The organism is Paenibacillus sp. FSL R7-0313, assembly GCF_037969885.1.
Taxonomy (GTDB): Bacteria; Bacillota; Bacilli; order Paenibacillales; family Paenibacillaceae; genus Paenibacillus.
In genome coordinates this window covers 6179811-6203214 of sequence record NZ_CP150219.1, presented here as the reverse complement: position 1 = coordinate 6203214, position 23404 = coordinate 6179811, and the positions used below count along the sequence as shown (strand labels likewise).

At 46.6% G+C, this 23404-nt stretch carries 21 protein-coding genes and 1 riboswitch; of the genes, 16 read left to right on the top strand and 5 right to left on the bottom strand.

Translation table 11 applies throughout. The features are described from left to right. Positions 1 to 118: 118 nt before the first annotated feature. From NSQ38_RS26960 to NSQ38_RS26925, 8 genes are all read left to right on the top strand, one after another. The gene (locus NSQ38_RS26960; protein ID WP_339784955.1) at positions 119 to 694 is read left to right on the top strand and encodes a cob(I)yrinic acid a,c-diamide adenosyltransferase; all 576 of its coding nucleotides are present in this window, start codon (positions 119 to 121) and stop codon (positions 692 to 694) included. Further along, positions 691 to 1674 carry an RluA family pseudouridine synthase gene (locus tag NSQ38_RS26955; protein ID WP_339784953.1) on the top strand — a complete coding sequence of 328 codons (984 nt, stop codon included), beginning with the start codon at positions 691 to 693 and terminating at the stop codon, positions 1672 to 1674. Before NSQ38_RS26960 ends, NSQ38_RS26955 begins: the two co-directional genes overlap by 4 nt. A gap of 400 nt (positions 1675 to 2074) precedes the next feature. After that, on the top strand, positions 2075 to 2440 hold the full coding sequence (locus NSQ38_RS26950; protein ID WP_017689621.1) for an arsenate reductase family protein: 366 nt from the start codon (positions 2075 to 2077) through the stop codon (positions 2438 to 2440). A gap of 368 nt (positions 2441 to 2808) precedes the next feature. Beyond that, positions 2809 to 3702, top strand: coding sequence for a 5'-3' exonuclease H3TH domain-containing protein (locus NSQ38_RS26945; RefSeq protein ID WP_017689620.1), 894 nt, complete (start codon positions 2809 to 2811; stop codon positions 3700 to 3702). Next, a complete protein-coding gene (locus NSQ38_RS26940; RefSeq protein WP_339784951.1) occupies positions 3699 to 4814 on the top strand; it encodes a phosphodiester glycosidase family protein in 1116 nt (371 codons plus the stop codon). Before NSQ38_RS26945 ends, NSQ38_RS26940 begins: the two co-directional genes overlap by 4 nt. A 31-nt stretch (positions 4815 to 4845) precedes the next feature. Further along, positions 4846 to 5532: an MOSC domain-containing protein gene (locus NSQ38_RS26935; RefSeq protein ID WP_339784949.1), complete on the top strand. Its 687-nt coding sequence runs from the start codon at positions 4846 to 4848 to the stop codon at positions 5530 to 5532. A gap of 73 nt (positions 5533 to 5605) precedes the next feature. After that, positions 5606 to 6484: an ROK family protein gene (locus tag NSQ38_RS26930; RefSeq protein ID WP_047842269.1), complete on the top strand. Its 879-nt coding sequence runs from the start codon at positions 5606 to 5608 to the stop codon at positions 6482 to 6484. Between the two features lie 176 nt (positions 6485 to 6660). Then, positions 6661 to 7662, top strand: coding sequence for an HRDC domain-containing protein (locus NSQ38_RS26925; protein WP_339784947.1), 1002 nt, complete (start codon positions 6661 to 6663; stop codon positions 7660 to 7662). Between the two features lie 70 nt (positions 7663 to 7732). Here NSQ38_RS26925 and corA read toward each other — a convergent pair whose 3' ends face one another. Beyond that, positions 7733 to 8668 (bottom strand): magnesium/cobalt transporter CorA, encoded by a 936-nt coding sequence (gene corA, locus NSQ38_RS26920; protein WP_062833460.1) that lies wholly within the window; start codon positions 8666 to 8668, stop codon positions 7733 to 7735. A 451-nt stretch (positions 8669 to 9119) separates the two neighbouring features. Beyond that, positions 9120 to 9243, top strand: a riboswitch (SAM riboswitch). 236 nt (positions 9244 to 9479) lie between these two features. On the opposite strand from corA, the gene metA reads away from it, so the two are divergent. The 6 genes from metA to NSQ38_RS26890 all read left to right on the top strand — a co-directional run bounded on the left by metA (position 9480) and on the right by NSQ38_RS26890 (position 16375). After that, a complete protein-coding gene (gene metA / locus NSQ38_RS26915) occupies positions 9480 to 10397 on the top strand; it encodes a homoserine O-succinyltransferase (protein ID WP_076209189.1) in 918 nt (305 codons plus the stop codon). 24 nt (positions 10398 to 10421) lie between these two features. Further along, positions 10422 to 11609 (top strand): PLP-dependent transferase, encoded by a 1188-nt coding sequence (locus NSQ38_RS26910; RefSeq protein ID WP_339784945.1) that lies wholly within the window; start codon positions 10422 to 10424, stop codon positions 11607 to 11609. Then, a complete protein-coding gene (locus NSQ38_RS26905; protein WP_036669808.1) occupies positions 11606 to 12778 on the top strand; it encodes an aminotransferase class I/II-fold pyridoxal phosphate-dependent enzyme in 1173 nt (390 codons plus the stop codon). The genes NSQ38_RS26910 and NSQ38_RS26905 overlap by 4 nt, the downstream gene beginning before the upstream one ends. Positions 12779 to 13019: 241 nt before the next feature. Next, on the top strand, positions 13020 to 14156 hold the full coding sequence (mqnC, locus tag NSQ38_RS26900) for a cyclic dehypoxanthinyl futalosine synthase (RefSeq protein ID WP_339784943.1): 1137 nt from the start codon (positions 13020 to 13022) through the stop codon (positions 14154 to 14156). Positions 14157 to 14387: 231 nt separating this feature from the next. Beyond that, positions 14388 to 15365, top strand: a complete 978-nt coding sequence (locus tag NSQ38_RS26895) for an aldo/keto reductase (RefSeq protein ID WP_339784941.1) — start codon at positions 14388 to 14390, stop codon at positions 15363 to 15365. Continuing rightward, a complete protein-coding gene (locus tag NSQ38_RS26890) occupies positions 15362 to 16375 on the top strand; it encodes a zinc-binding alcohol dehydrogenase family protein (protein WP_339784939.1) in 1014 nt (337 codons plus the stop codon). Before NSQ38_RS26895 ends, NSQ38_RS26890 begins: the two co-directional genes overlap by 4 nt. Before the next feature lie 84 nt (positions 16376 to 16459). On the opposite strand, the gene NSQ38_RS26885 is transcribed toward NSQ38_RS26890, so the two are convergent. The 4 genes from NSQ38_RS26885 to NSQ38_RS26870 form a co-directional block, all read right to left on the bottom strand. Next, entirely contained in the window at positions 16460 to 17365 is a 906-nt protein-coding gene (locus tag NSQ38_RS26885; RefSeq protein ID WP_339784937.1) for a YitT family protein, read from the bottom strand. Positions 17366 to 17476: 111 nt separating this feature from the next. Then, complete coding sequence (locus NSQ38_RS26880; protein ID WP_076289901.1) at positions 17477 to 18715, bottom strand: cation:proton antiporter; 1239 nt, start codon at positions 18713 to 18715, stop codon at positions 17477 to 17479. Positions 18716 to 18719: 4 nt separating this feature from the next. Next, on the bottom strand, positions 18720 to 19214 hold the full coding sequence (locus NSQ38_RS26875) for a cation:proton antiporter regulatory subunit (RefSeq protein ID WP_036610059.1): 495 nt from the start codon (positions 19212 to 19214) through the stop codon (positions 18720 to 18722). A 285-nt stretch (positions 19215 to 19499) separates the two neighbouring features. Further along, positions 19500 to 19904 carry a hypothetical protein gene (locus NSQ38_RS26870; protein WP_339784935.1) on the bottom strand — a complete coding sequence of 135 codons (405 nt, stop codon included), beginning with the start codon at positions 19902 to 19904 and terminating at the stop codon, positions 19500 to 19502. 171 nt (positions 19905 to 20075) lie between these two features. On the opposite strand from NSQ38_RS26870, the gene NSQ38_RS26865 reads away from it, so the two are divergent. Together NSQ38_RS26865 and thrS are read left to right on the top strand one after the other, a co-directional pair. Beyond that, complete coding sequence (locus NSQ38_RS26865) at positions 20076 to 21029, top strand: putative sporulation protein YtxC (protein ID WP_051447153.1); 954 nt, start codon at positions 20076 to 20078, stop codon at positions 21027 to 21029. A gap of 414 nt (positions 21030 to 21443) precedes the next feature. Next, positions 21444 to 23381, top strand: coding sequence for a threonine--tRNA ligase (thrS, locus tag NSQ38_RS26860; protein WP_339784933.1), 1938 nt, complete (start codon positions 21444 to 21446; stop codon positions 23379 to 23381). Positions 23382 to 23404 lie beyond the last annotated feature (23 nt).

Here is a 23404-nt window from a genome sequence, read left to right as displayed (position 1 = left end):
ATTTGTCGTATACTCGGCAGAGCACACCAATTCTTATATACGTGTAAAGCGATAGACGGGTTTCTGAAAAAATGGCATTCCCTTATTCATTATTATATTACCAATTGGAGGGATAACGATGGGCATATATACACGAACAGGTGACGAAGGACAGACTTCGGTCATCGGTGGACGCGTCATCAAGGATGATGACCGAGTTGAGGCTTATGGCACGATTGATGAATTGAACTGTTTTGTAGGCCAGGCGATCAGCCTTATTGACTCTGCTCAAGGGGAATTTGAAGATCTGCGTGAACATCTGCTGGAAGTTCAGCAGGAACTGTTTGATTGCGGGTCGGATCTGGCCTTCGTGAAGATTAGTGTGACCAAATATAAGGTTAGAGATGAAATGGTCACACGTCTGGAACAATGGATTGACCAGTATGATGCAGAGAATCCAAAAGTGGAACGGTTCATTATTCCTGGTGGCAGTCAGCTGTCTTCTGCTCTTCATGTGTGCCGTACTGTATGTCGTCGCGCAGAGCGTCGCACGGTAACACTCGGACAACATACGGACATTAACCCGTCTGTACGACGTTACTTAAACCGACTGTCTGATTACTTCTTCGTGGTTGCACGGACAGCCAATGCGAGACAACAGGTGGCGGATATTGAATATGTGCGGAGCAAAAAAGTCTTCCGCCGCAAAGAATGAGCCTATACTACTCGCCGATTGTCTACACGGTGACCGAACAAGAAGATGGCTGGCTGCTGAAGACCGTGCTTCAGCGGCGGCTGCTGGTGTCGCGTAAGCTTTTGTCCAAAATCAAGCTGACGGAGCAAGGTGTCATGCTTAATGGAGAGCGCGTGTACATTAGCGTCAAGGTAGCTGCGGGCGATGTCGTAGAAGTTCGGATGGAGCAAGAGGAATCGGATGATATTTTGCCTGAACCTATTCCCTTTACCGTTCTGTATGAAGATGAGCACTTGCTTATTGTCAACAAGGATGCGGGCATCATCGTTCATCCGACACATGGACATTACACGGGTACTTTGGCAAATGGCGTTGTTCATTATTGGAAATCCAAGGGTGAGCGCTTCCGGTTCAGACCGATTCATCGACTTGATCAGGAAACGTCAGGTGTGCTGGCCATAGCCAAGAACCCTTATGTGCATCAGCATGTGTCTGAACAGATGATCGCGGGAACAGTGGATAAGAAATATATTGCACTTGTACACGGCAGCCCTGTCCCGGAACAAGGCGCAGTGGATGGCCCGATTGACCGCGATCCTGAAGAGCCACACCGCCGAATCGTAACACCTGATGGTTACGCTGCAAGAACGTTGTACACAACCTTAACACGTTGGGCAGAAGGTAGCGCCAGTGCGATAAGTCTCAAGCTTGAAAGTGGCAGAACCCATCAGATCAGGGTACATATGACGTCCATCGGCTGTCCATTAATTGGTGATCGAATGTACAAGACACTACCTGTGCACGAGATCGATGAGCAGACCATGGCTGTTCAGGAAGAACGGGACAGCTGGATCGAAAGGCAGGCATTACACGCTTGTGAATTGACGTTCGAACATCCCATTCTACAGGAACGCATAACGTTCCAAGCTCCTTTTCCAGCAGATATGGCCGCGTTGGAGCAGCGTTTGAATGATGAGGCAGCTCCCAGAGAAGAACTGTAGGAAGCTGCGACGGGGCTCTTGGTTCTGCACCCTATGTCGCATTCTCTTGCACGGCCCGTCCTGCTTGGGAGCAACAATGATTGGCTATTCCATGTGAGGGGGGCTTAATGCACCCGAACAACATGCCGTAGGCTAATCTTACGGTTTCATGGTTTAATGTATTGATGTTTACCAATTTCATGTTAAATATTTCAAGAATTCAAATCTCAAAAGCTTTTAAGGATATAAAAGCTGTAAGATTTTGACCCAAAAAATATAGCGAATGTGTGTTTTGATCTCATTCGCAAAAGTCAGTAAAATTACATGGCGATGGTATCGATTTGGAGCGACTTTTGGATTTGCGAAGCAAACCAAGGGAAGCGAGAAGTCGATACCGGAGCATTTGGAGGAACACAAATCAATGAGTAACTTAAAAGTATATCAATATGCCAAATGCGGCACATGCCGCAAAGCTGTAAAATGGCTTGAAGCTCAAGGACATGAGCTGGAGTTAATCCCTATTTTTGACTCACCGCCGTCAGAATCTGAACTAACAGAACTCATCCAAAAGAGTGGACTGGAAGTGAAAAAGTTCTTTAATACGAGCGGGGAAGTGTACAAAGAACAACAACTGAAGGACAAACTTCCGGGAATGTCAGCTGATGAACAGATTCGTTTATTGGCTTCCAATGGTCGTCTGATCAAACGTCCGATCGTTACGGATGGAGAAAAGGTGACGGTTGGATTCAAGGAAGAAACGTACGAGCAGGAATGGAATAACGCGTAAACGCGCTGAATATCAGCCTTGAATTGTTCAAAATTCAGGGCTTTTTTGGCTGATCGATGGTTGGCGGAACTATGCTATAATGATAGAATTAGTTCGATATTTTATTTGCTATAGAAATTGAACTAAACATTTACACGAAAATGGAGAGGACAGAAAGAACCTGAAGAAGTGGAGCGTTCGCCTAAAAGCTTTCTGAAAGAAAGCTACTTCGGAAGCATATGCTATCCCCGGATTTTCCCTTTTGGAAAAGGGAATCAAAAAATCTGGGGATAAAGGCGATCAGAAGGTTGTTCTGTCATCGGAATGGTAAGTGTAAATATACTTTAGTTTAATTTCTATAGAATCAGGACAGGAGAGAACAAATTCAAGTGAATCAACGTAATGAACCTACTTTGTTGCTGGTAGACGGTATGGCGGTGTTGTTCCGTGCTTTTTATGCGACATCTGCAAGCGGATATATCAGACGTACAAAGGCAGGATTGCCTACCAACGCAGTCTACGGATTTATCCGTTATTTCTGGGATGCGGTTCAGACTTTTGGGCCAAGTCATGTCGTATGTTGTTGGGATATGGGCGGTAAGACGTTCCGCGGTGAAGAATATGCAGCCTACAAAGGCAACCGGGCCGAAGCTCCGGATGACCTGATTCCCCAGTTTGCCCTGATTCGTGAAGTCATGGATAGCCTGGGTATTCCCAATATAGGTGCACAAGGATTCGAAGCCGACGATTGTATCGGGACGCTTGCGAAGTATTATACCGAAGAGACCGATATGAATGTTATGGTGCTGACGGGTGACCACGACATGTTGCAACTGATCAATGACCGCACGAGTATCATTATTATGAAAAAAGGCCATGGCAACTACATGGTGTACAACCCTGAAACGCTCATGGCAGAGAAACAACTGACACCTCGTCAAGTGATTGACATGAAGGGTCTGATGGGAGATGCCAGTGACAATTATCCCGGAGTACGGGGAATTGGTGAGAAAACAGCGTTGAAGCTTGTACAGGAATACGGCTCCATTGAAGGGATTTTGAGCAACATGGATAAACTGACCCCTTCGGTGCGTAACAAGATTGAGAATGATCTGGACATGCTTCATCTGTCCCGCAAACTGGCAGAGATTCATTGTGCTGTTCCGGTTGCCTGTGCGCTGGATATCTGTGAATTGCGTCTTGATCCGGATATGGTGATGGACAAGTTTGAACAACTTGAGATGAAGAGCCTTGGCTCTTGGATGGGAGTGGCAATAGGGTGAGCAACAAGCAGAACGTACGAACAGGCAAAAAGTGGTGGACAGGGGCTATGGCCCTCGTCCTGGCCTTGCCCGTAATTCTTTCGGGAGCAGTAAGTGCGCCACAGACAGTGGATGCCAAAGCAGCAATTAGCACCAAAGTACAGAAAGTAAAAGCAGCAGGACGTAATTTTACCGTGCAGACCGTTTCGATTCCAAAGGGAACACCGGTTACCGTGGGACTCGCGAAGAAGCAAGTTGGCCAGACGGCAACATTGCCATCAATTGTGAAAGCCTATGGTGCACAAGCAGCCATTAATGGAGCATTTTTTGAAGCATACAACGGAGCACCAGATCCATACGGCATGTTAATAGCAAATGGTAAGGTCATACATATTGGAAGATACGGAACATCCATTGGATTTAAGGAAGACGGCTCGGCGATCATGGATTCACTTCAGGTGAGTTTGACAGGTAAAGTAACGGATACAAAAGGTAAATCACGGAGTTGGTATGCAACCTTTATTAATCGAACACCTTCAGCGAACGCAAGCATTACGATGCTGTATACGCCTGAACGAGGTGCCACAGTCGGGTTCAAAGGTGGCACTGCGGTTGTCATGGAGAAAGGTATCGTGACCAAAAAATTGCCCAATACCAATGTAGCGATTCCTAAGAATGGCTCGGTATTGGTCTTCACAGGTAATCAGAAGTCTTCTTCGGACCGTTTCACCGTTGGTTCGACCGTAGAAATGAATTATAAGTATACGAACGCAGCAGGCAAAGAGATCCCTTGGCAAGATGTAGTGACTGCTGTTGGGGCAGGTCCCCGTCTGGTGAAAGACGGCAAGGTAGCTGTCAATCCGACGAGCGAAGGTTTCAAGGATGCCAAGATTCTTAATGCTTCCGGAGCCAGAAGTGGTATTGCGATCATGGCGGACGGTTCTGTTATGCTGGCTACCGTTTCCGGAGCAACAATCAAGGAGTGGGCAGCGGTGATGCAGAAGCTTGGTGCCAAACAGGCCATGAATCTGGATGGAGGTGCTTCCTCGGGTATGTATGCCGGGGGCAAAATGCTGACTTCTCCAGGTCGGCTATTGAGTAATACACTCGTATTTGGCGGCTCTGTGCGTTAAAAGAAAGTGATTATGGGAGGTATGACGCCAAATGACACTCACATCTGATCGAAAGCCAGGGGAGAGCAATACAGCTGTTCTGGCCATTAATGTAGGCCTGCCGCAGCCGCTCCCTGGGCAGAAGCGTGAAGTGCTGAGCGGCATTGTGAAACATCCTGTATCCGACGTGGTTTTCCTGTCATTCACTGGAATGACAGGGGACGGCCAGGCGGATCTGGTGCATCATGGCGGCCCTGACAAAGCCGTTTGTGTATACGATTACAGTCGTTATCCGGCGCTGGAACAACTGATGGATCGCAAGCTGGATTGGGGAGCTTGTGGAGAAAATCTGACGGTTGAAGGCTGTGCCGAAGAAGACGTACGGATTGGTGATGTGTACGAGTTGGGCGAAGCCACAGTGCAGGTCAGTCAGCCCAGACAACCTTGCTTCAAGCTGGGTGCGAGGTATGACTATAAGGAGCTGCCTGTTTATTTTCAGGAGAGTGGATATACCGGCTTTTACTTTCGTGTACTGCAAGAAGGTGAGGTAAGGCCTTCATCGATATTTCGACGGATCAGCACCGATCCAACATCAATGACAGTTCTTGAAGCCAATCGAATTATGCATCAGGGGAAAGAAAATGTCGATGGTATCCAGGCGTTGCTGGCCATTCCTGCGCTGTCAGACAGCTGGAGGCAAACGTTAATGAAACGATTGTCCAAGCTGGAGAACAAGTAGCAGGGTAATTATAGTGTCATCAAGTAAAATAATCCGAATTCCTTTTTTAAACTAACTTGGGAGTGTGACTAACATGACGATCTTAGGCGCAATTGAAGCAGGCGGAACCAAATTTGTATGTGGTATTGGCACAGAAAACGGAGAAGTTCTGGAACGCGTAAGTTTTCCAACAACAACACCGGAAGAGACAATGGCTCAAGTGATTTCATTTTTTGAAGGCAAAGGCATTGAAGCTCTGGGTGTAGGTTCATTTGGTCCGATTGATCCGATTGAAGGAAGCCCAACATATGGTTATATCACAACAACACCAAAACCACATTGGGGACAGTATAACGTGATTGGCAAGCTCAAGGAGCATTTTGATGTGCCGATGACATTTGATACCGATGTGAATGGTGCGGCACTTGGAGAAGCAACCTGGGGCGCTGCACAAGGTCTTGAGAGCTGTCTGTACATCACTGTGGGTACAGGTATTGGTGCAGGTGCTGTGGTTGGCGGTAAAATGGTCCATGGATTGTCACATCCAGAGATGGGACATATCATTGTACGCAGACATCCGGAGGATACATACGAGGGTTTCTGTCCGTATCATGGTGACTGCCTCGAAGGCCTTGCAGCAGGACCGGCCATTAACAAACGTTGGGAGCAACCGGCTTATGAACTGCCGGCAGATCATAAAGCTTGGGAGATCGAAGCACATTACCTGGCACATGCACTGATGAACTATGTTCTGATTCTCTCTCCGCAGAAAATCGTCATGGGTGGCGGAGTAATGAAGCAGGAGCATCTCTTCCCGATGGTGCGTAGCAAACTGCAGGAGTTGCTGGCTGGATACGTTCAGCATCCTGCACTTCAATCCGACATTGACCAGTATGTTGTTTCACCAGGACTTGGTGACAATGCGGGTCTGTGTGGTTCGCTGGCGCTTGCCAAGTTGGCATTGAATAAGTAGTTCATTAAGGGATTGACGAATTTTACCATTGTGGTATGATATGGGCAACAGCATAGTACGGTTAATGAGGAAGCACCTCTCTTGCATGGATTTTGCAGGAGAGGTGTTTTTTGTGCTGCCTGCAGGTAGCGTAACTAACCCGTATAGGCTGAAATGTTAAAGGGAGGGAACAGAAAATGGAAGTCATTTTCATGAACAGATTGTCCAGAATGTCAGATCAGAATGCAGAGTATGCACAGCTATGGATTGGGGAAGAGGAAGATAATTGGCAACTGGGATGGAGTCGCTACGAGGAAGGAGAGCGTGAGGACAGCATCTGGTATGAAGGGACTTCTTGGGAGGAGCTGCTTCATATTTACCGTCATCAGCTTGCCATACAGATGAGTGAGGGGTACCGACCGCAGTTGCAGGGGTTATTTCATGAGAATGATGATCTGAAGTCACGCAGTTATGGTGGACAGCGGCTCCATTGTTACAGTGAGTTATACGGCAATGAGCAATTATATACGGATCTGTGTACATGGCGCAGGAAGAGAGCTGTGTCTGACCGGAAGGCACCGTATTTTATTGCAACGAATCGTCTGCTGCGTTTGATCAGTGCTTTTGTTCCGCAATCGTTGGATGAACTGATGCAACTGCCGGGCGTAGGAGAGAGCAAAGCGACTGAGTATGGTACGGAATGGATGGAGATTACAAACGGGTTGGAGCGTTCAACGACATTCCCGCTGGACTGGGTATACACGGCGCTGAAGGAAGAAGAGTATGAGAGTTGGTTATACAAGCAGAGAGAGCAGAAGTACAAGCAGGAACTTGATAAGTTCACCACGCGCAAGCAGGTGCTTGAAGGCATGAAGGAAGGGTATACGTTAGAGGAGATTGTTAATCGATCCGGATTATCCCGACGCGAGTTGGTTGAGTTGTTAGAGGCACTGGATCATGAAGGTTATGACACCGATTGTCTTCTTGATGTGGAGCTGGCAGTGATGCCAGAGAACGAACAAGAGGCCGTATGGAGTGCGTATGAGGAGCTGGGAGATACGTTCCTGAAGCCAGTATTACATAAGGTGTATGGAGGAGAGAAACCCGATGGAGGAAGTCTGGAGCAGGTCTATGAAAGACTGCGCATGATTCGAATCCGTTTTCGTCGGCACGCAGAGACAGAGAAGAATGTTGGTTAATGATTAGAAATGAAAAAAGACGAGGCGTTGCTCCCGGAGGAGCGCTTCGTCTTTGTTGTTTCATACGAGTTCATACCCAGTCTTTCTTACGGAAAATGAAGAACATGCTTAGGCCCAGAGTAACCATCAGGCCAATCACAACAAAATAGCTGTATTTCCAGTTAAGCTCTGGCATATTCGTAAAGTTCATGCCGTATATACCGGTAATGACCGTCAGCGGCATGAAGACCGTGGTAATGGCGGTAAATACACGCATGATCTCATTCGCCCGGTTCGCAATACTGGATTGGTAGGCTTCTCGCAAGTTGCCCATCAGGTCGCGATAAGTCTCAAAGGTTTCAGATATTTTTACAGCATTCTCATAGATGTCACTGAAATACTTTTGCAGTTGATCATCGATGAGACGCAGATCTTTTTTGTTCAGGGTGTTAATGACCTCTTTCTGAGGTCCGAGCACTTTCTTCAGCCACAGAATCTCACTGCGCAGCCCGATGATTTCATTCAGATGTGACTTTTTGGTGTGCATCAGAATGTCTTCCTCAAGCTTCTCGATCCGTGCTTCAATTCGGTCACCTACGGTGAAATAATTATCAACAATCAAGTCAACCAGCAAATACAGCAGACGATCCGGTGTACTGATTTCCTGTTCCCACAGGATTGGTTTCAGTGTACGCAATTCGCTGACCTTTTGCTTTGTAACACTAATAATGAAATGTCTGCCGAGGAACAAGTTCACCGCACGTAGAAATATTTCTTCATCATCGAAACGGATACTATTAATTACAATAAAATAATGGTTTTCATAAATTTCAATCTTCGGACGTTGTTCTTCGTCACTGAGACAGTCTTCCACAGCCAGATCATGCATCAAGAACAGCGGCTGAAGTACCGCCAAATCGTCTACGTCTGCATCAATCCAGTAAAATCCTTCCGCTGGTGGAGTCAGCGCCTGCTGAATGTCGTCCACCGGAATAAATACACCGTTGTTTACCAACCGGATTTTCATCGTTAATCTACTCCTTCTGCACCCGCCAACTTGGCGGATATTATCATTATGGGCGCAAAAAGAACAAATCAGCCGGTCGGCAGCGGAGCCTGGAGATCAGGGCTGCGTTCACTATATAATCAAACGGAAGTCACGTCCCGCTGCCGGCATGCTGATGTCAATTCTCTATGCAGTTTGTCGGAATTCGGCTGCCAGTCAGGCCTCGGGTCGCCATCCATTTAATATGTCACCTCTCACATAAGGGTTTATAACACCTTGTTTAGTATACCGCTGGTACAAGGTGCTTTCAAGCGCAAAAATGTGTCTATTTCGCGCCCTGAGGCAGTGTATGACAACGGATGATGAACGGTTCCGATCTGGGAAGCAGACATCGAACTGCATCTTGACGTGAGGGCATTAATGTAATAAAGTAGACGGTGAACCATATTTAATTACAATCTAATACAGCGAAATCTTATCAAGAGTAGGTGGAGGGACTGGCCCGATGAAACCCGGCAACCGGCGGTATACCGCACGGTGCTAATTCTTGCAGCGACTAAGTGTCAAGTGGCACTGTTGTAACTGAGAGATGAGAGAGGCGCATATCTTTTTTACATATGACCTTTCTCGAAATCCGAGGAAGGTCTTTGTTATATGCCCCGACTTCTCAGCAGTGATTTTCGCTAAGGAACTTGAGGTTGTTTGTAACGTTGGATGAAAGAGCAATTCAATGTTTTTACAAGCTCAAGGCAGTCTATACCTGTATTGATGTGAAGACATCAAGCCAGGGGTGGCTGCATCTATCTATGCAAAAGGAGGAGTTAGACTTACTATGCCAATCAAAATACCCGATACTCTACCAGCAAAAGAAGTACTTGAAGGAGAGAATATCTTCGTCATGGATGAAACTTCTGCATATCAGCAGGATATTCGTCCACTCCGTATCGCTATATTAAACCTGATGCCCACAAAGGAAACGACCGAAACACAATTGCTTCGTCTGGTGGGAAACACGCCTATTCAGGTGGATGTCGTTCTCGTACATCCCAAATCCCATACGTCGAAGAATACGTCTCAGGAGTATTTGGATCTGTTCTATAAAACCTTTGATGAGATTGAGCACCGCCGTTTCGATGGAATGATCATTACGGGTGCCCCGGTGGAACAGATGGATTTCGAAGACGTGAACTATTGGAATGAAATCCAGGAGATCTTCGAATGGACCAAAACCAATGTGACTTCAACCCTCCACATATGTTGGGCTTCCCAGGCAGGTTTATACCATCATTTTGACGTACCTAAGGTTGCACTGGATGAAAAGTGTTTTGGCGTTTTCCCGCATACCATCAATAAACCACATGTTCCGTTGTTGCGTGGATTCGATGAGGTATTCAACGTTCCACATTCCCGTCATACGGAAGTGAGACGCGAAGATATTGAAAAGAATGAGAATTTAGAGATTTTGGCTGAATCCGAGGAAGCGGGGATCTTCCTGGTTGCTACCAAAGACGGCAAACAGATTTTTGCCACAGGACATGCCGAGTATGACCCGTTCTCATTAAAGTGGGAGTATGACCGGGATACAGCCAAAGGGTTGGATATCGCATTGCCTAGACATTATTATCCGAATGACGATCCTTCCCGTGTGCCACCGGCTACTTGGCGCGCTCATGCCAACTTATTATTCTCTAACTGGCTCAATTACTATGTGTATCAAGAAACACCTTACGATATTGGCCCGCAAATCTAATCGAGATTACAGGAGGATGCAGCAATGGAAGACAACAACAAGTTGAAAATCGAAAGCCGCTTAGCACAAATTGGGTCCATCAATGAACCGGTAACAGGCGCCATTAACTTTCCGATCTATCAATCCACTGCGTTTCGCCACCCGAAGCTTGGACAAAGCACGGGGTTTGATTATATTCGTACGACTAATCCAACCCGTAAAGTATTGGAAGAAGCCGCCGCAGCGCTGGAGTCCGGTGATGCAGGGTTTGCCTGTAGCTCGGGAATGGCCGCGCTGCAAACGATCTTTGCCATGTTTGGTCAAGGGGATCATCTGATTGTATCGCTGGATCTGTATGGTGGAACCTATCGTCTGCTTGAACGCATCTTGTCCCGTTTCGGCGTAACTGCCAGTTATGTGGACACAAATGACCTTGCAGCATTGGAGAAGGTTCGTCAGCCGAATACCAAAGCTGTATTCATTGAAACACCAACCAATCCACTGATGATGATCACTGATGTGGAAGCTGTTGCTTCCTGGGCGAAAAGTTACAACCTGTTGACCATTGTTGACAACACGTTGTTGACTCCATTTTTCCAACGTCCGATTGAACTCGGTGCCGATATCATCATTCATAGCGCTACCAAATATCTGGGCGGACACAATGATGTGCTGGCCGGACTAATTATAACCAAGGGTGAGGCATTATCTGCAGAGATGGCATTCCTGCATAATTCCATTGGAGCGGTATTGTCACCAAGTGACTCCTACCAGTTGATGAAAGGTATGAAAACGCTGGCTCTTCGCATGGAGCGTCATGAATACAATGCGCTTACCATTGCCAAATATTTGCTTGAGCATCCAGCGGTGGGTGAAGTGTACCATCCAGGCCTGTCGGATCATCCGGGGTATGAGGTGCAGAATAAACAATCCACGGGTAACACAGGTATCTTCTCGTTCAAAGTGAAGGATGCACGTTATGTTGAACCATTGCTGCGTCATATCAAACTCATTGCTTTTGCCGAAAGTCTCGGCGGAGTCGAATCCCTCATGACCTACCCAGCGGTACAAACGCATGCGGATATTCCGCTTGAAATTCGTGAAGCCGTAGGTGTGGATGACCGTTTGCTCCGGTTCTCTGTAGGCATTGAACATGCGGATGATCTGATTGCAGATCTCGGCAATGCTCTGACAGCTGCACAACAGGAAGTGGAAGGAGGCGTGCACTCATGAGTGAGTCCAATAACAAGCCCAATTCGGAATTGAAATTTGATACCAAATTGCTCCATTTTGGAGATGAAATTGACAAAACAACTGGAGCCTCCAGTGTACCAATCTATCAAGCTTCAACCTTCCATCATTTTGATATCTTCAATCCGCCTCAACATGATTACAGTCGTTCGGGTAATCCGACACGGCAGGCTTTGGAAGATTACATCACACTGCTTGAGGGCGGTGCACGAGGCTTTGCCTATTCTTCGGGGATGGCTGCGATTTCAAGCGTGTTCATGATGTTCTCCGCAGGAGATCACATGATTGTAACGGAAGACGTATATGGAGGTACGTATCGTTTGCTTACTTCCATATTAAGCCGTATGCAGATTGAGACAACCTTTGTAGACATGACCAACATTGATGAAGTAAAAGCGGCACTCAAGCCAAACACCAAGGCAGTTTATATGGAAACACCGTCCAACCCAACCCTGCGAATTACGGATATCGCTGCCGTAACTGACTGGTCGAAGGAACATGACCTGATCACGATTCTGGATAACACCTTTATGACACCGTACTATCAGCGTCCAATTGAGCTTGGTGTGGACATCGTCGTACATAGTGCTACGAAGTTTCTCGGAGGTCACAGTGATGTACTGGCAGGGTTAGCCGTTGCTCGCACGGAATCACTTGGCGTACAACTGAAACAGTTGCAAAATGGACTTGGAACTGTACTCGGTGCACAAGAATCCTGGCTTCTGATGCGCGGCATGAAAACCTTGGGGGCTCGCATGGCTCATAGTGAGCGAAGCACAGCCAAACTGGCGGCATGGCTTAATGAACGCAGTGATATTACCGCTGTCTTTTATCCTGGACTGGAGGATCATCCGGGCCGCGAGGCACATGAGCGTCAATCCACAGGATATGGAGCTGTCGTTTCATTTGACGTCGGTTCAGGTGATCGTGCAAAAGCAGTTCTTAACCGGGTGAAGCTACCTATTGTTGCTGTAAGCTTGGGAGCTGTGGAGAGTATTCTGTCCTACCCAGCCATGATGTCTCATGCGGCAATGCCAGCTGAGGTTCGCCGTGACCGTGGCATTACAGACGGGTTGCTGCGCTTCTCCGTAGGTCTGGAAGATATCGAAGATCTCATTGTAGATTTGGAGCAAGCACTTCAGGAATCCTAGCAAAAGTGGATGCCCGAATACGCCGATGCGTATCACTTAAGTTCGAACTAATTCTTTTCCATATGTAAAAATTTTTACTTATTTTTAAAGCACCTGAACATAAGGTGCTTTTTTTCACATGTAACCTGTGTTACGATATGTGGAGTACAGAAATACGATGTTGCCACCAGAACTTGCTTCTCTTGAACAAGTTGGGACGGATCGTTATATAATTTCTCTTCATGAGGGAGGCTTTTTTACGATGAGTACGGTAGACCGTATCTTAGATAAAGCCCTTCGGGGCGAACGTTTGGACTTGGAAGACACGATTCAGTTATTTGAATCCGATGAAGTGGACAAAATCGGGGCAGCTGCTAATGTCATTATGAAACGCATGCACCCTGAACCATACAGAACATTTGTAATTGGGCGTAACGTCAACTACACAAACGTGTGTGATGTGTACTGCCGTTTTTGTGCTTTCTATCGCAGACCCGGTTCGGATGAAGGGTATGTGCTTCCAGACGAAGTTATTTTCCAGAAGATTCAGGAAACGGAAGATGTGAATGGTACCGAGATTTTGATGCAAGGTGGAACGAATCCAAACTTGCCTTTCAGTTATTATACAGACCTGTTGAAAGCCATCAAAGAGCGTTTCCCGAACATCACGATGCACTCTTTCTCTCCAGCGGAGATTATGAAAATGGTTGAAGTATCCGATGGCCTTACATTGGAAGAGGTTGTTCGTGCCATTCACGAAGCTGGACTGGATTCCTTGCCTGGTGGCGGCGCTGAAATTCTGGATGACCGCACACGTCGGAAGATTAGCCGTTTGAAAGGCTCATGGCGGGATTGGATGGACGTTATGCAAACTGCACACCGCATCGGTATGAACACCACGGCAACAATGGTTATCGGCCTTGGTGAATCGATGGAAGAGCGTGCATTGCACTTGCTCCGTGTACGTGAAGCTCAGGACGAATGTATTGCGAACAAGTATGACTCCGAAGGTTTCCTGGCGTTCATTCCGTGGACTTTCCAGCCAGACAATACCAACCTGAAGCTGGAGCGTCAGACTCCAGAAGAGTACTTGAAGACTGTAGCCATCAGCCGACTGGTGCTGGATAATATCAAGAACATTCAATCCTCTTGGGTAACGATGGGTCCTGAGATTGGTAAGAAGTCGCTTGAATTTGGCTGCAATGACTTCGGTAGCACCATGATTGAAGAGAATGTAGTATCTGCTGCTGGTGCAACTTACAAAGTTAACATTGAATCCATTCTGCGTTTGATTCGGGAGTCCGGTTATATTCCGGCACAACGTAACACCCGATACGAGATTGTGCGCATGTTCGACGAAGAGAATTCCGTGCATGAAGATTTCGTAATGCAGAACTAATCCTGATTATTTGAATACTACTCCCATAAATGCTGATCGTTAGATAAGTATTTATGAAACCAAGCCCGCTGACTACTCCGTTTGGAGAGACGGCGGGCTTTTTGATTTGTTTCTGCGGATTGAGGTCATCAAACAGTACATGTTACGCAATTGGCGATATTTTATATTGAAATTGAACTGTTACAATGAAAGGGAACTTGTGTAGTCAGACACGCTGGAAGGGGTAAACCGATGAAGAGAAGAATACTTGGCAAGACGGAACTGGACGTACCTGTATTGAGCTTTGGGGCATCCTCACTCGGTTCTGTATTTCGTGACATTGACCGGGACGAAGGGATTCGCACTGTACATGCGGCCGTAGATGCGGGGATGAATTACATAGACGTTTCACCTTACTACGGCCTGACAAAGGCGGAGACAGTGTTGGGTGAAGCCATCCGCAGCTTGCCGCGCAGTTCATATATGTTATCAACCAAAGCCGGACGGTATGGGGAAAATGAGTTTGATTTTTCACGTCAGCGGATTCTGGATAGCGTGCAAGAGAGCCTGGATCGACTGCATACAGACTATATCGACATTCTGTTCCTGCATGATATTGAATTTGTGCCAGCAGAGATCATCGTAGAAGAAGCCTTTCCAACGTTGCTGCGACTGAAAGAGCAGGGAGTTATACGACATGCGGGCATTTGTGGATTGCCCTTGCCTTTATTCGAGAAGGTTCTGCCACAGATCGATGCGGATGCGATCATCTCGTATTGTCATTATTCATTGAATGATACCTCATTATTATCGTTATTGCCCTTGTTGGAAAAAAAAGAAATTGGCCTTGTGAATGCTTCGCCTCTTTCTATGGGCTTGTTAAGTACTCGAGGTGCTCCTGCCTGGCATCCGGCAGATGAACGGGTGAAACAGCTCTGCCTGAAGGCTGCCCGCTTCTGTGCAGAACAAGGCAGTGACATTGCCAAGCTGGCCGTGCAATTCTCGACGGCGAATGAACGTATTCCAACAACACTGGTGAGCAGTGCCAACCAGCGCAATATCGTTAATAACGCAGCCTGGATAGAGGAACCGATAGATCAGGGTCTGCTGGATGAAGTGCTGCGCATTCTGGCTCCATTGCATAACGAGACGTGGTCAAGCGGACGTCCTGAGTATAATACAAAGCATAATAACATGACATCAGAAGCGTCCAAGGGGGAACAAGGATGAGAGGCATTGTATGTGAAGAAATAGACCGTTTGGAGCTGCAAGATCTGCCACAACCGGAACGAGCAGAAGGGGAGGCGTTGATTGCCATTCGACGGATTGGGATCTGTGGAACGGATCTGCATGCGTACAAAGGCAATCAGCCATTCTTTACCTATCCTCGTGTTCTGGGTCATGAACTGGCGGCTGTTATTGAAGAAATCGGTCCGAACGAGGCTGGGTTACAGCCTGGGGATCAGGTAAGTATTATTCCGTATCTTCATTGTGGTCACTGTATTGCATGTCGCAGTGGAAAAACCAATTGTTGTGCGTCCATGCAAGTCATGGGTGTGCACGTAGACGGAGGCATGAGAGAAAAAATCAGCATGCCTGTCTCACATTTGCTCTCAGCAGAAGGTTTGACGCTGGATGAGACGGCAATGGTAGAACCATTAAGCATTGGAGCCCATGCCGTCAGAAGAGCAGGAATTAAACCTGGTGAGCATGTGGTTGTGATTGGAGCTGGCCCTATTGGATTGGGTGTGATGGCATTTGCCAAACAGGCGGGGGCGCGTGTTATTGCCGTTGATCGTAATCTGGACAGGCTGGAGCTTAGCCGAACATGGGCTGGAGCGGATGTACTGGTTCAAGCTAATGAACAAGCTGTGCAGCAAGTGGCTGAAATCACGGGAGGCGACTATGCTACGGCTGTCTTCGATGCAACAGGTAACGTGAATTCCATGAATGAGGCCATTCAATATGTTGCGCATAGTGGTCAACTCATTTTTGTAGGACTGGTGAAAGCGGATATTACCTTTCATGATCCTGAGTTTCACAAGCGGGAAATGAGTATCCTGGGCAGTCGAAACGCAACCCGTGAAGATTTTGAACAGGTCCTGTCCACCTTGCGTCAAAAGAAATTAAGTATGGATGGGTATATCACACACCGCGTGGAATTTGATGAGTTACCTACTGCAATAGACCAATGGCTATTGCCAGATTCACATGTAGTCAAAGCCATCGTTGAACTATAATATCAATTAATTATAAAAACAGAAAAAACGCTCTCTGACCTTGTTGGACAATACTGTCCATCCATAGGGTAAGAGAGCGTTTTTTTATTTTTCCGGATTTGTCACAATACCCGCATGTGGATCAATGTGATGCACAATGGACTTCAACCAGATCATCTCCAGCACATGTACCTCATAATAAAGTGCACCCGGGATTTGCCTGATCCATCCTTCCGCCATCGCGAGTTGTGTTGAGTCAGAAGTGGCTTCCAGAATTCCAGGTTCACGGCGTAGCCGTTTGCGTACAGCTTTTTCAACTTGAGAGCTTTGTGTGGTCAAAATGCATACTTTGCGTTTGGAAGAGAAGCCCCTGAACGCAATGTACACCATTTCATAAGCAATAAGGTAGGCGATTACGGAATACATCGCTTGGTCCCAGCCAAAGACAACACCAGCGGCTGTCAGTATCAACAAGTTAAGCAGCATGATTATTTTTTCGATAAGCATCCGTTTTCCGCTAAATACACGTTCAGGTGGGCGGGAAGACGGATCACCGATTTCCAGCGTATCCAGTGTCCCGCCATACCGCACGACGAGCCCAATTCCGAGTCCGAGGCATAATCCGCCAAACATGGCGGCAGCCAGCGGATGCTCTACAAGTGGCGGCATGGGATGAAGCACAATGGCACCGATCGAAAAGACAACCAAACCTAGAACAGTAACCAGTACAAATTTCTTCTGCACAATCTTGTAAGACAGAAATATAAACGGAACATTGAATAAAAATAGGAACAATCCAATCCTCATTTCGGTCCAGTGGGCGAAGAGTGAGGAAATGCCTGTAATGCCTCCAATAATAATCTTATTGGGGTGTAAGAACAATTCAAGTCCCACGGAGGCCAGAATTCCGCCCGCAATAACGAGAAACAGGTTTAACCAGCGGCGGGTAGACGATATCCTGGTCTTGGCGGTGTTTGGCACCGGATTAGCCGATATCAGAGGTGCTTTCATAGGTCATCCTCCTTAGTGCGGCTTTCGAGCCATCCCCCTGGGTTAGTCACAGAAAGATCGGCGTAGAGCCGCGAAGTACGATAGTATGTCTGTTCTGCACAGACATAGGGATTATCCTTCTTTCTGCAGAACCTTCGGTTCTTCTTTCTTTTTCCGAGGATCTTTGAACTTAAATATTTTATCCAATAAACGGAATACATGTTTGGACTCTTTGGTTAATAAAGGACCCAGAATGGCCAGAATTAGGACATACAGTGCGGCAAACGGTTGAATCATTGGCAGCAGTCCTCCTGCTTTACCCATGTTGGCCAAGATGATGGAGAATTCACCCCGTGACACAATGGTTAATCCAATATTGGCCGATGCTTTGGGCGATAGTCCTGCACTGCGTCCGGCCATCATACCTGCCAGGAAGTTACCGAACAATGTAATAACAACTGCAATCAGAGCTAACCATACGGCTTCGCCACCCAGAGATAATGGGTCAATGGACAATCCAAAGCTGAAGAAGAAGATGGCTCCGAAGAAGTCACGGAACGGCAGAATCAAGTGCTCAATCCGCTTCGCGTGTTCTGTTTCAGCAAGCACCAGTCCAACCAGTAATGCACCAATCGCTTCGGCAACATGAATGGTTTCAGAGAAACCGGCTACCAGGAACAAGGCTCCAAATACAACAAGAGAGAATAGCTCATTCGATCGAATTTTAAGCAATTTGTTTAGTAGTGGTGTTGCTTTGCGTCCAAGGATAATCACGATAAGCATGAATCCGAGGGCAATAAGTGCGGACATGATGACGCCTCCGATGGAGGATGAATCACTAAGCACAAGTCCGGACAAGATCGAGATATATACAGCGAGGAATACATCTTCGAACATAATAATACCGAGTATCATCTCTGTTTCCGGGTTGGCCGTTCGTTTCAAATCAACGAGTACCTTGGCCACGATGGCACTGGAAGAGATGGTAGTTATACCTGCGATAATAAGTGCTTCTGCAACTGGGAAACCGGACATAAATCCGAATATTAATCCCAGCGTAAAGTTAATCCCGATGTAGATCGAGCCGCCAACTGCAATAGAGCGACCCGATTTAATTAAACGACCTACCGAGAATTCAAGTCCAAGGTAGAAGAGAAGGAACAGGATACCGATCCGACCCATAAATTCAATAAAAGGCTGACTCTCAATAAAACGGAAGTCCAGATGCCAGATTTTCATGGCATGTGGCCCAACGGCCATCCCGATCAGAATATAAAACGGAACGACCGAAAATCTTAGTTTTGCCGATAAAAGGCCGGCTGCCGCAATGAGCACAAGGGCCAGACCTACTTCGAATATCAAATGATCCATCTATTTACCCCCTTCCAGTCAGGAGGAGGGATTTAAACAGTTTCTGCTGATTGCGTTCGCCAACGGCTACTACCGTGGATTCTGCACTGATAACTACCTCCGGACCTGGGCTGATATGTTTTTTGTGATTTTTCTCTACAACGGCGATAACCGTTGCCCCAGAGTTTTGACGTACGTCCAATTCACCGATGGATTTGCCGATACTCCCAAAGGAAGGTTCGATTTTGTACCACTCAATAATCAGGTCGTCAAACGTTACTTCAATATTTTCAAGCTGCTTTGGTTTGTAAGTTAATCCACCAACAATAGCAGCAATTTGTCGTGCTTCGTAATCGTCAAGTGTGATCATCGAGATGCTTTGATCGGGATCATCATACTCGAAGTGGTACATTTCCCGGCGACCGTCATCGTGAATAATAATGACAATTTTATCACCGCTGCTTGTTTCAATCTGAAATTTTTTGCCGATTCCCGGCAAGTCTGTTTCGCGTACATCCATGGATTGTTGCCTCCTTATAATTAGGGGCTGGCCACAGAAGACAGGCTTATTTCCCGAAAATGATAAATCTGCTGCTCAAAGGAACATCAAAAGATGCGGGTAAACAGAGCCAGAAATTCCTGACACAGCCATATGATTTGAATTTGTCGTACAACAAAAATAGGTACTGTGTAAACATTGGTTTATCTAACGTGTGCTAAAAGGGTTATAAGTTATGCACAAGCGCACCGTCTTAAATACAGAGGTGTCTCCATGCAAAAGCAACCTGTAAATACGGTGTAACGGCTAGTGAAGAGCGTTCACGTATTTTGGTGCTATAGGGGTGAGGGATACATACATGCTGGTAAACTTAATAGGTAGCAGAAATAATCTGCGTTTAAACAGACAATACCACGGTTTAAAGGACAGACCCGTTGTAGGGATTCGCAGCATCAATAACAATGCGAGGACAAGAAAGACAGGCTTATTATGCGTAACCGCAATCAGCTTGGACATGACTTGTGGGTATTTGCGAATAACAGGTTTCTGCTGGGATTCGGGTATTTGCGACAGCACTTCCTTGTTGGAAGTTGCGTCAACAGACACCCCAACGGCAGATTCGGACTGCATCGGAATAGGGAAGCACAAGGCTTGGAAAACGCACAAAATGATAATGATAGTGTAGTGGAGTATTCTAGGTTGTTGTCTCATTTTGGCTTCCCTCCTTTTCCGTGAAACATACTGTTATTAAAATAATAACACATTTTTGTCTTAACTCCAAACCTCTTCATAATATACTGAGAAATCATGACACGCTTTCCATCAATCCGCTTCGTATATCCCCATCGGCCTTGCCATATACTTTGAACAGGAAGGAAAGGAGTGATTCTTGTGGAACTGTTTGCTGTATGGACCGATGTATCGGGGCAAGAGGAAGCGGATCAATTTTATCGTTGTGTCAAGGAAAAAACCAAAGGTTTACATATAAGTAAAAGAGGATTTCGGCTCACCTTCAAACATAATGATGGAAGAGCAACCTGGGTATGCAGAGGGAATGAGAATCACGAAGACTTCCAGCAATGGCTTCCCCGGATCAGTGATCTGCTCTCCCTTGGACTCGCCGACTTCATTATGGAGACACAAGAACGGAGCATGGTGGAGGATATGATCGCCAAGGCATGTTCTGTCATGGATGAGCATGAGGTGGAGAAGGTCAATCGAATCTGCATGCCACTTCTATTAAATGGTGATCTGGATCAGCCCGGACTTCGGGAGCGGCGCCGTACTACGTTAGCCAGTGGACTACGGCAGGACCTGGAGGATGTTCATTTTTTTCACCTTGAAGGCATTATCAACTTCCGCATACGGCCATACAAGCAGGAGCTCCAGGAATTAGTGGAGTATGCGCTGGATGAATTCTGGATGGATCGGCAGTATGAAGAGTTTATGGGGCTGTTGAAATATTTTGTGTTTTTTCAAGAAGCCAAAGTACCTCTGGTCCATCTTGTACACAAGGGAATGCATGAATTTCAGGTGCTGGATGCGGGACTTAATCTGTTACCCGTGCAAAAGGATGAACAGGTTGTTGTGGAAATGCCGGGTCTGGAACTGGAGATGGATATTGAAGATATGATTGTAAGTACACTCATTTCAATCTCTCCTGAGAAAGTCATGCTTCATACACGTACCCCGGATCTGCCAATCATCTCGACCATATGCCAGATCTTTGAAGACAAAGTGCAAATATGTCATCATTGCCCGGAATGCGAAGTGCTGCGCTCAGGATTGTTGACAGGTCTTGACGCAAGTGATCTCGGCAATTATAATAACTGTTGATCCATGAATTTTTCATGTGAACCATTGAACCAAAAGCGTTGACAAAGACAATGACCACACGCTAGATCAGTGCAGAGAGAGGAACCTAGGCTGAAATTTCCTCCGGATATCACGTATGGTTTACCCCTTTGTAGCTGCAATTTTGAAAGTGGAGTTAGAATATCGCCTTTATTGGGGATTATCCGCGAGTAAGGATCTGCCGGGTCATGCCCGTTATCGTCATGCCAATGAGGGCTGTATTTTCGAATAGGATGAATCAGCTGAATTAGGGTGGAACCACGAGTATATAACACTCGTCCCTTTGCCGGGACGGGTGTTTTTTGCGTTCCTTTGCAAAATGACTGGAATAGCAATAGATAATCAGTCCAAGAACATTTGGATGTGAAGGTTACATTAACAGGAGGAATGAGACAAATGGCAGTGAACATTAAATTACCGGATGGTTCGGTACGTGAGTACGCGGATGGCAGCACCATTGAGGACGTAGCCGCTTCAATTAGCAGCGGATTGCGCAAAAATGCCGTAGCCGGCAAGCTGGATGGTATCGTGGTGGACTTGTCCACTACCCTTCATGAAGGAGCATTGGTGGAGATCGTAACTCTGGATTCACCAGAAGGACTTGAAGTGATGCGTCATAGTACAGCTCACTTGATGGCTCAAGCAGTGAAACGTTTATATGGTAATCAAGAGGTACGCCTCGGTATTGGCCCTGTCATCGAAGATGGTTTCTACTATGATATGGACCTCGAACACCCGCTTAATCCTGAAGATCTGCAAAAGATCGAGAAGGAAATGGAACGTATTGTAAACGAGAACTTGCCAATTGTACGTAAGGAAGTTAGCCGCGAGGACGCGATCAAAACGTTTGAAGAAGTGGGCGATCCTTACAAGCTTGAGTTGATTCGTGATTTGCCAGCGGACAGCGTGATCACGATTTATGAGCAAGGTGAATTCTTCGACTTGTGTCGTGGCCCTCACGTTCCATCGACTAGCAAAATCAAAGTGTTCAAACTGATGAATGTTGCTGGTGCTTACTGGCGTGGAGATAGCAAAAACAAAATGCTTCAACGTATCTATGGTACGGCTTTTGTGAAAAAAGCACAGCTGGACGAGCATTTGCACTTCCTCGAAGAAGCTAAAAAACGGGATCACCGTAAGTTGGGTAAAGAGCTGGAAATGTTCACATTCTCCCAACTGGTCGGTCAAGGCTTGCCAATCTGGTTGCCTAACGGTGCGAAGCTGCGCCGTACTCTGGAGCGTTATATTGTGGATCTGGAAGAAAGCCTGGGATACCAGCATGTATACACACCAGTTCTGGGTAACGTGGAATTGTACAAAACATCTGGACACTGGGAGCACTACCAGGAAGATATGTTCCCGAAAATGGTAATGGATAACGAGGAACTTGTTCTCCGTCCAATGAACTGTCCTCACCATATGATGGTGTACAAGTCCAGCATGCACAGCTACCGTGATCTGCCAATCCGGATTGCGGAGCTTGGCATGATGCACCGTTATGAAATGTCGGGGGCGTTAACAGGTCTGCACCGTGTACGTGCAATGACACTGAACGACTCACACATTTTTGCACGGCCGGATCAGATCAAAGAAGAGTTCGCTCGTGTTATCGAGTTGATTCAAACCGTGTACAAGGATTTTGGTATCAACGAATATCGTTTCCGTCTGTCCTATCGCGATCCGAAGGATACCGAGAAATACTTCCAGAACGACGAGATGTGGGAGATGTCCCAACGCATGCTGCGTGAAGTTGTGGAAGAACTTGACCTTCCTTTCTATGAAGCTGAAGGTGAAGCGGCGTTCTACGGTCCGAAGCTGGATGTGCAGATCAAAACAGCCCTGGGCAAAGAAGAGACATTGTCTACAGTTCAACTGGACTTCCTGTTGCCTGAGCGCTTTGAACTTGAATATGTGGGAGATGACGGACAGAAACATCGTCCGGTCGTTATTCACCGCGGTGTAATTAGTACAATGGAACGTTTCACAGCATTCTTGCTGGAGAACTTTGCAGGAGCTTTCCCGCTGTGGTTGTCTCCGGTTCAGGCTAAAGTGATCCCGGTATCCGGAAACTTCGACGATTATGCGCGTGAAGTGGAAGCGAAGCTGAAACGTGCGGGAATCTCTGCTGAAGCCGATCTGCGGAATGAGAAGCTTGGATATAAAATCCGTGAGGCGCAGCTTGAGAAAATGCCTTATATGTTTGTTGTTGGTGAGAATGAGCGTAATGCAGAAGCAGTATCCGTGCGTAAGCGTGGAGAAGGCGATCTGGGCATGAAACCGGTTGATGAAATTATTGCTCAATTGAAAGAAGAAATTGCAACACGTTTGGTATAAATGAACAAATGATCTATCAGATA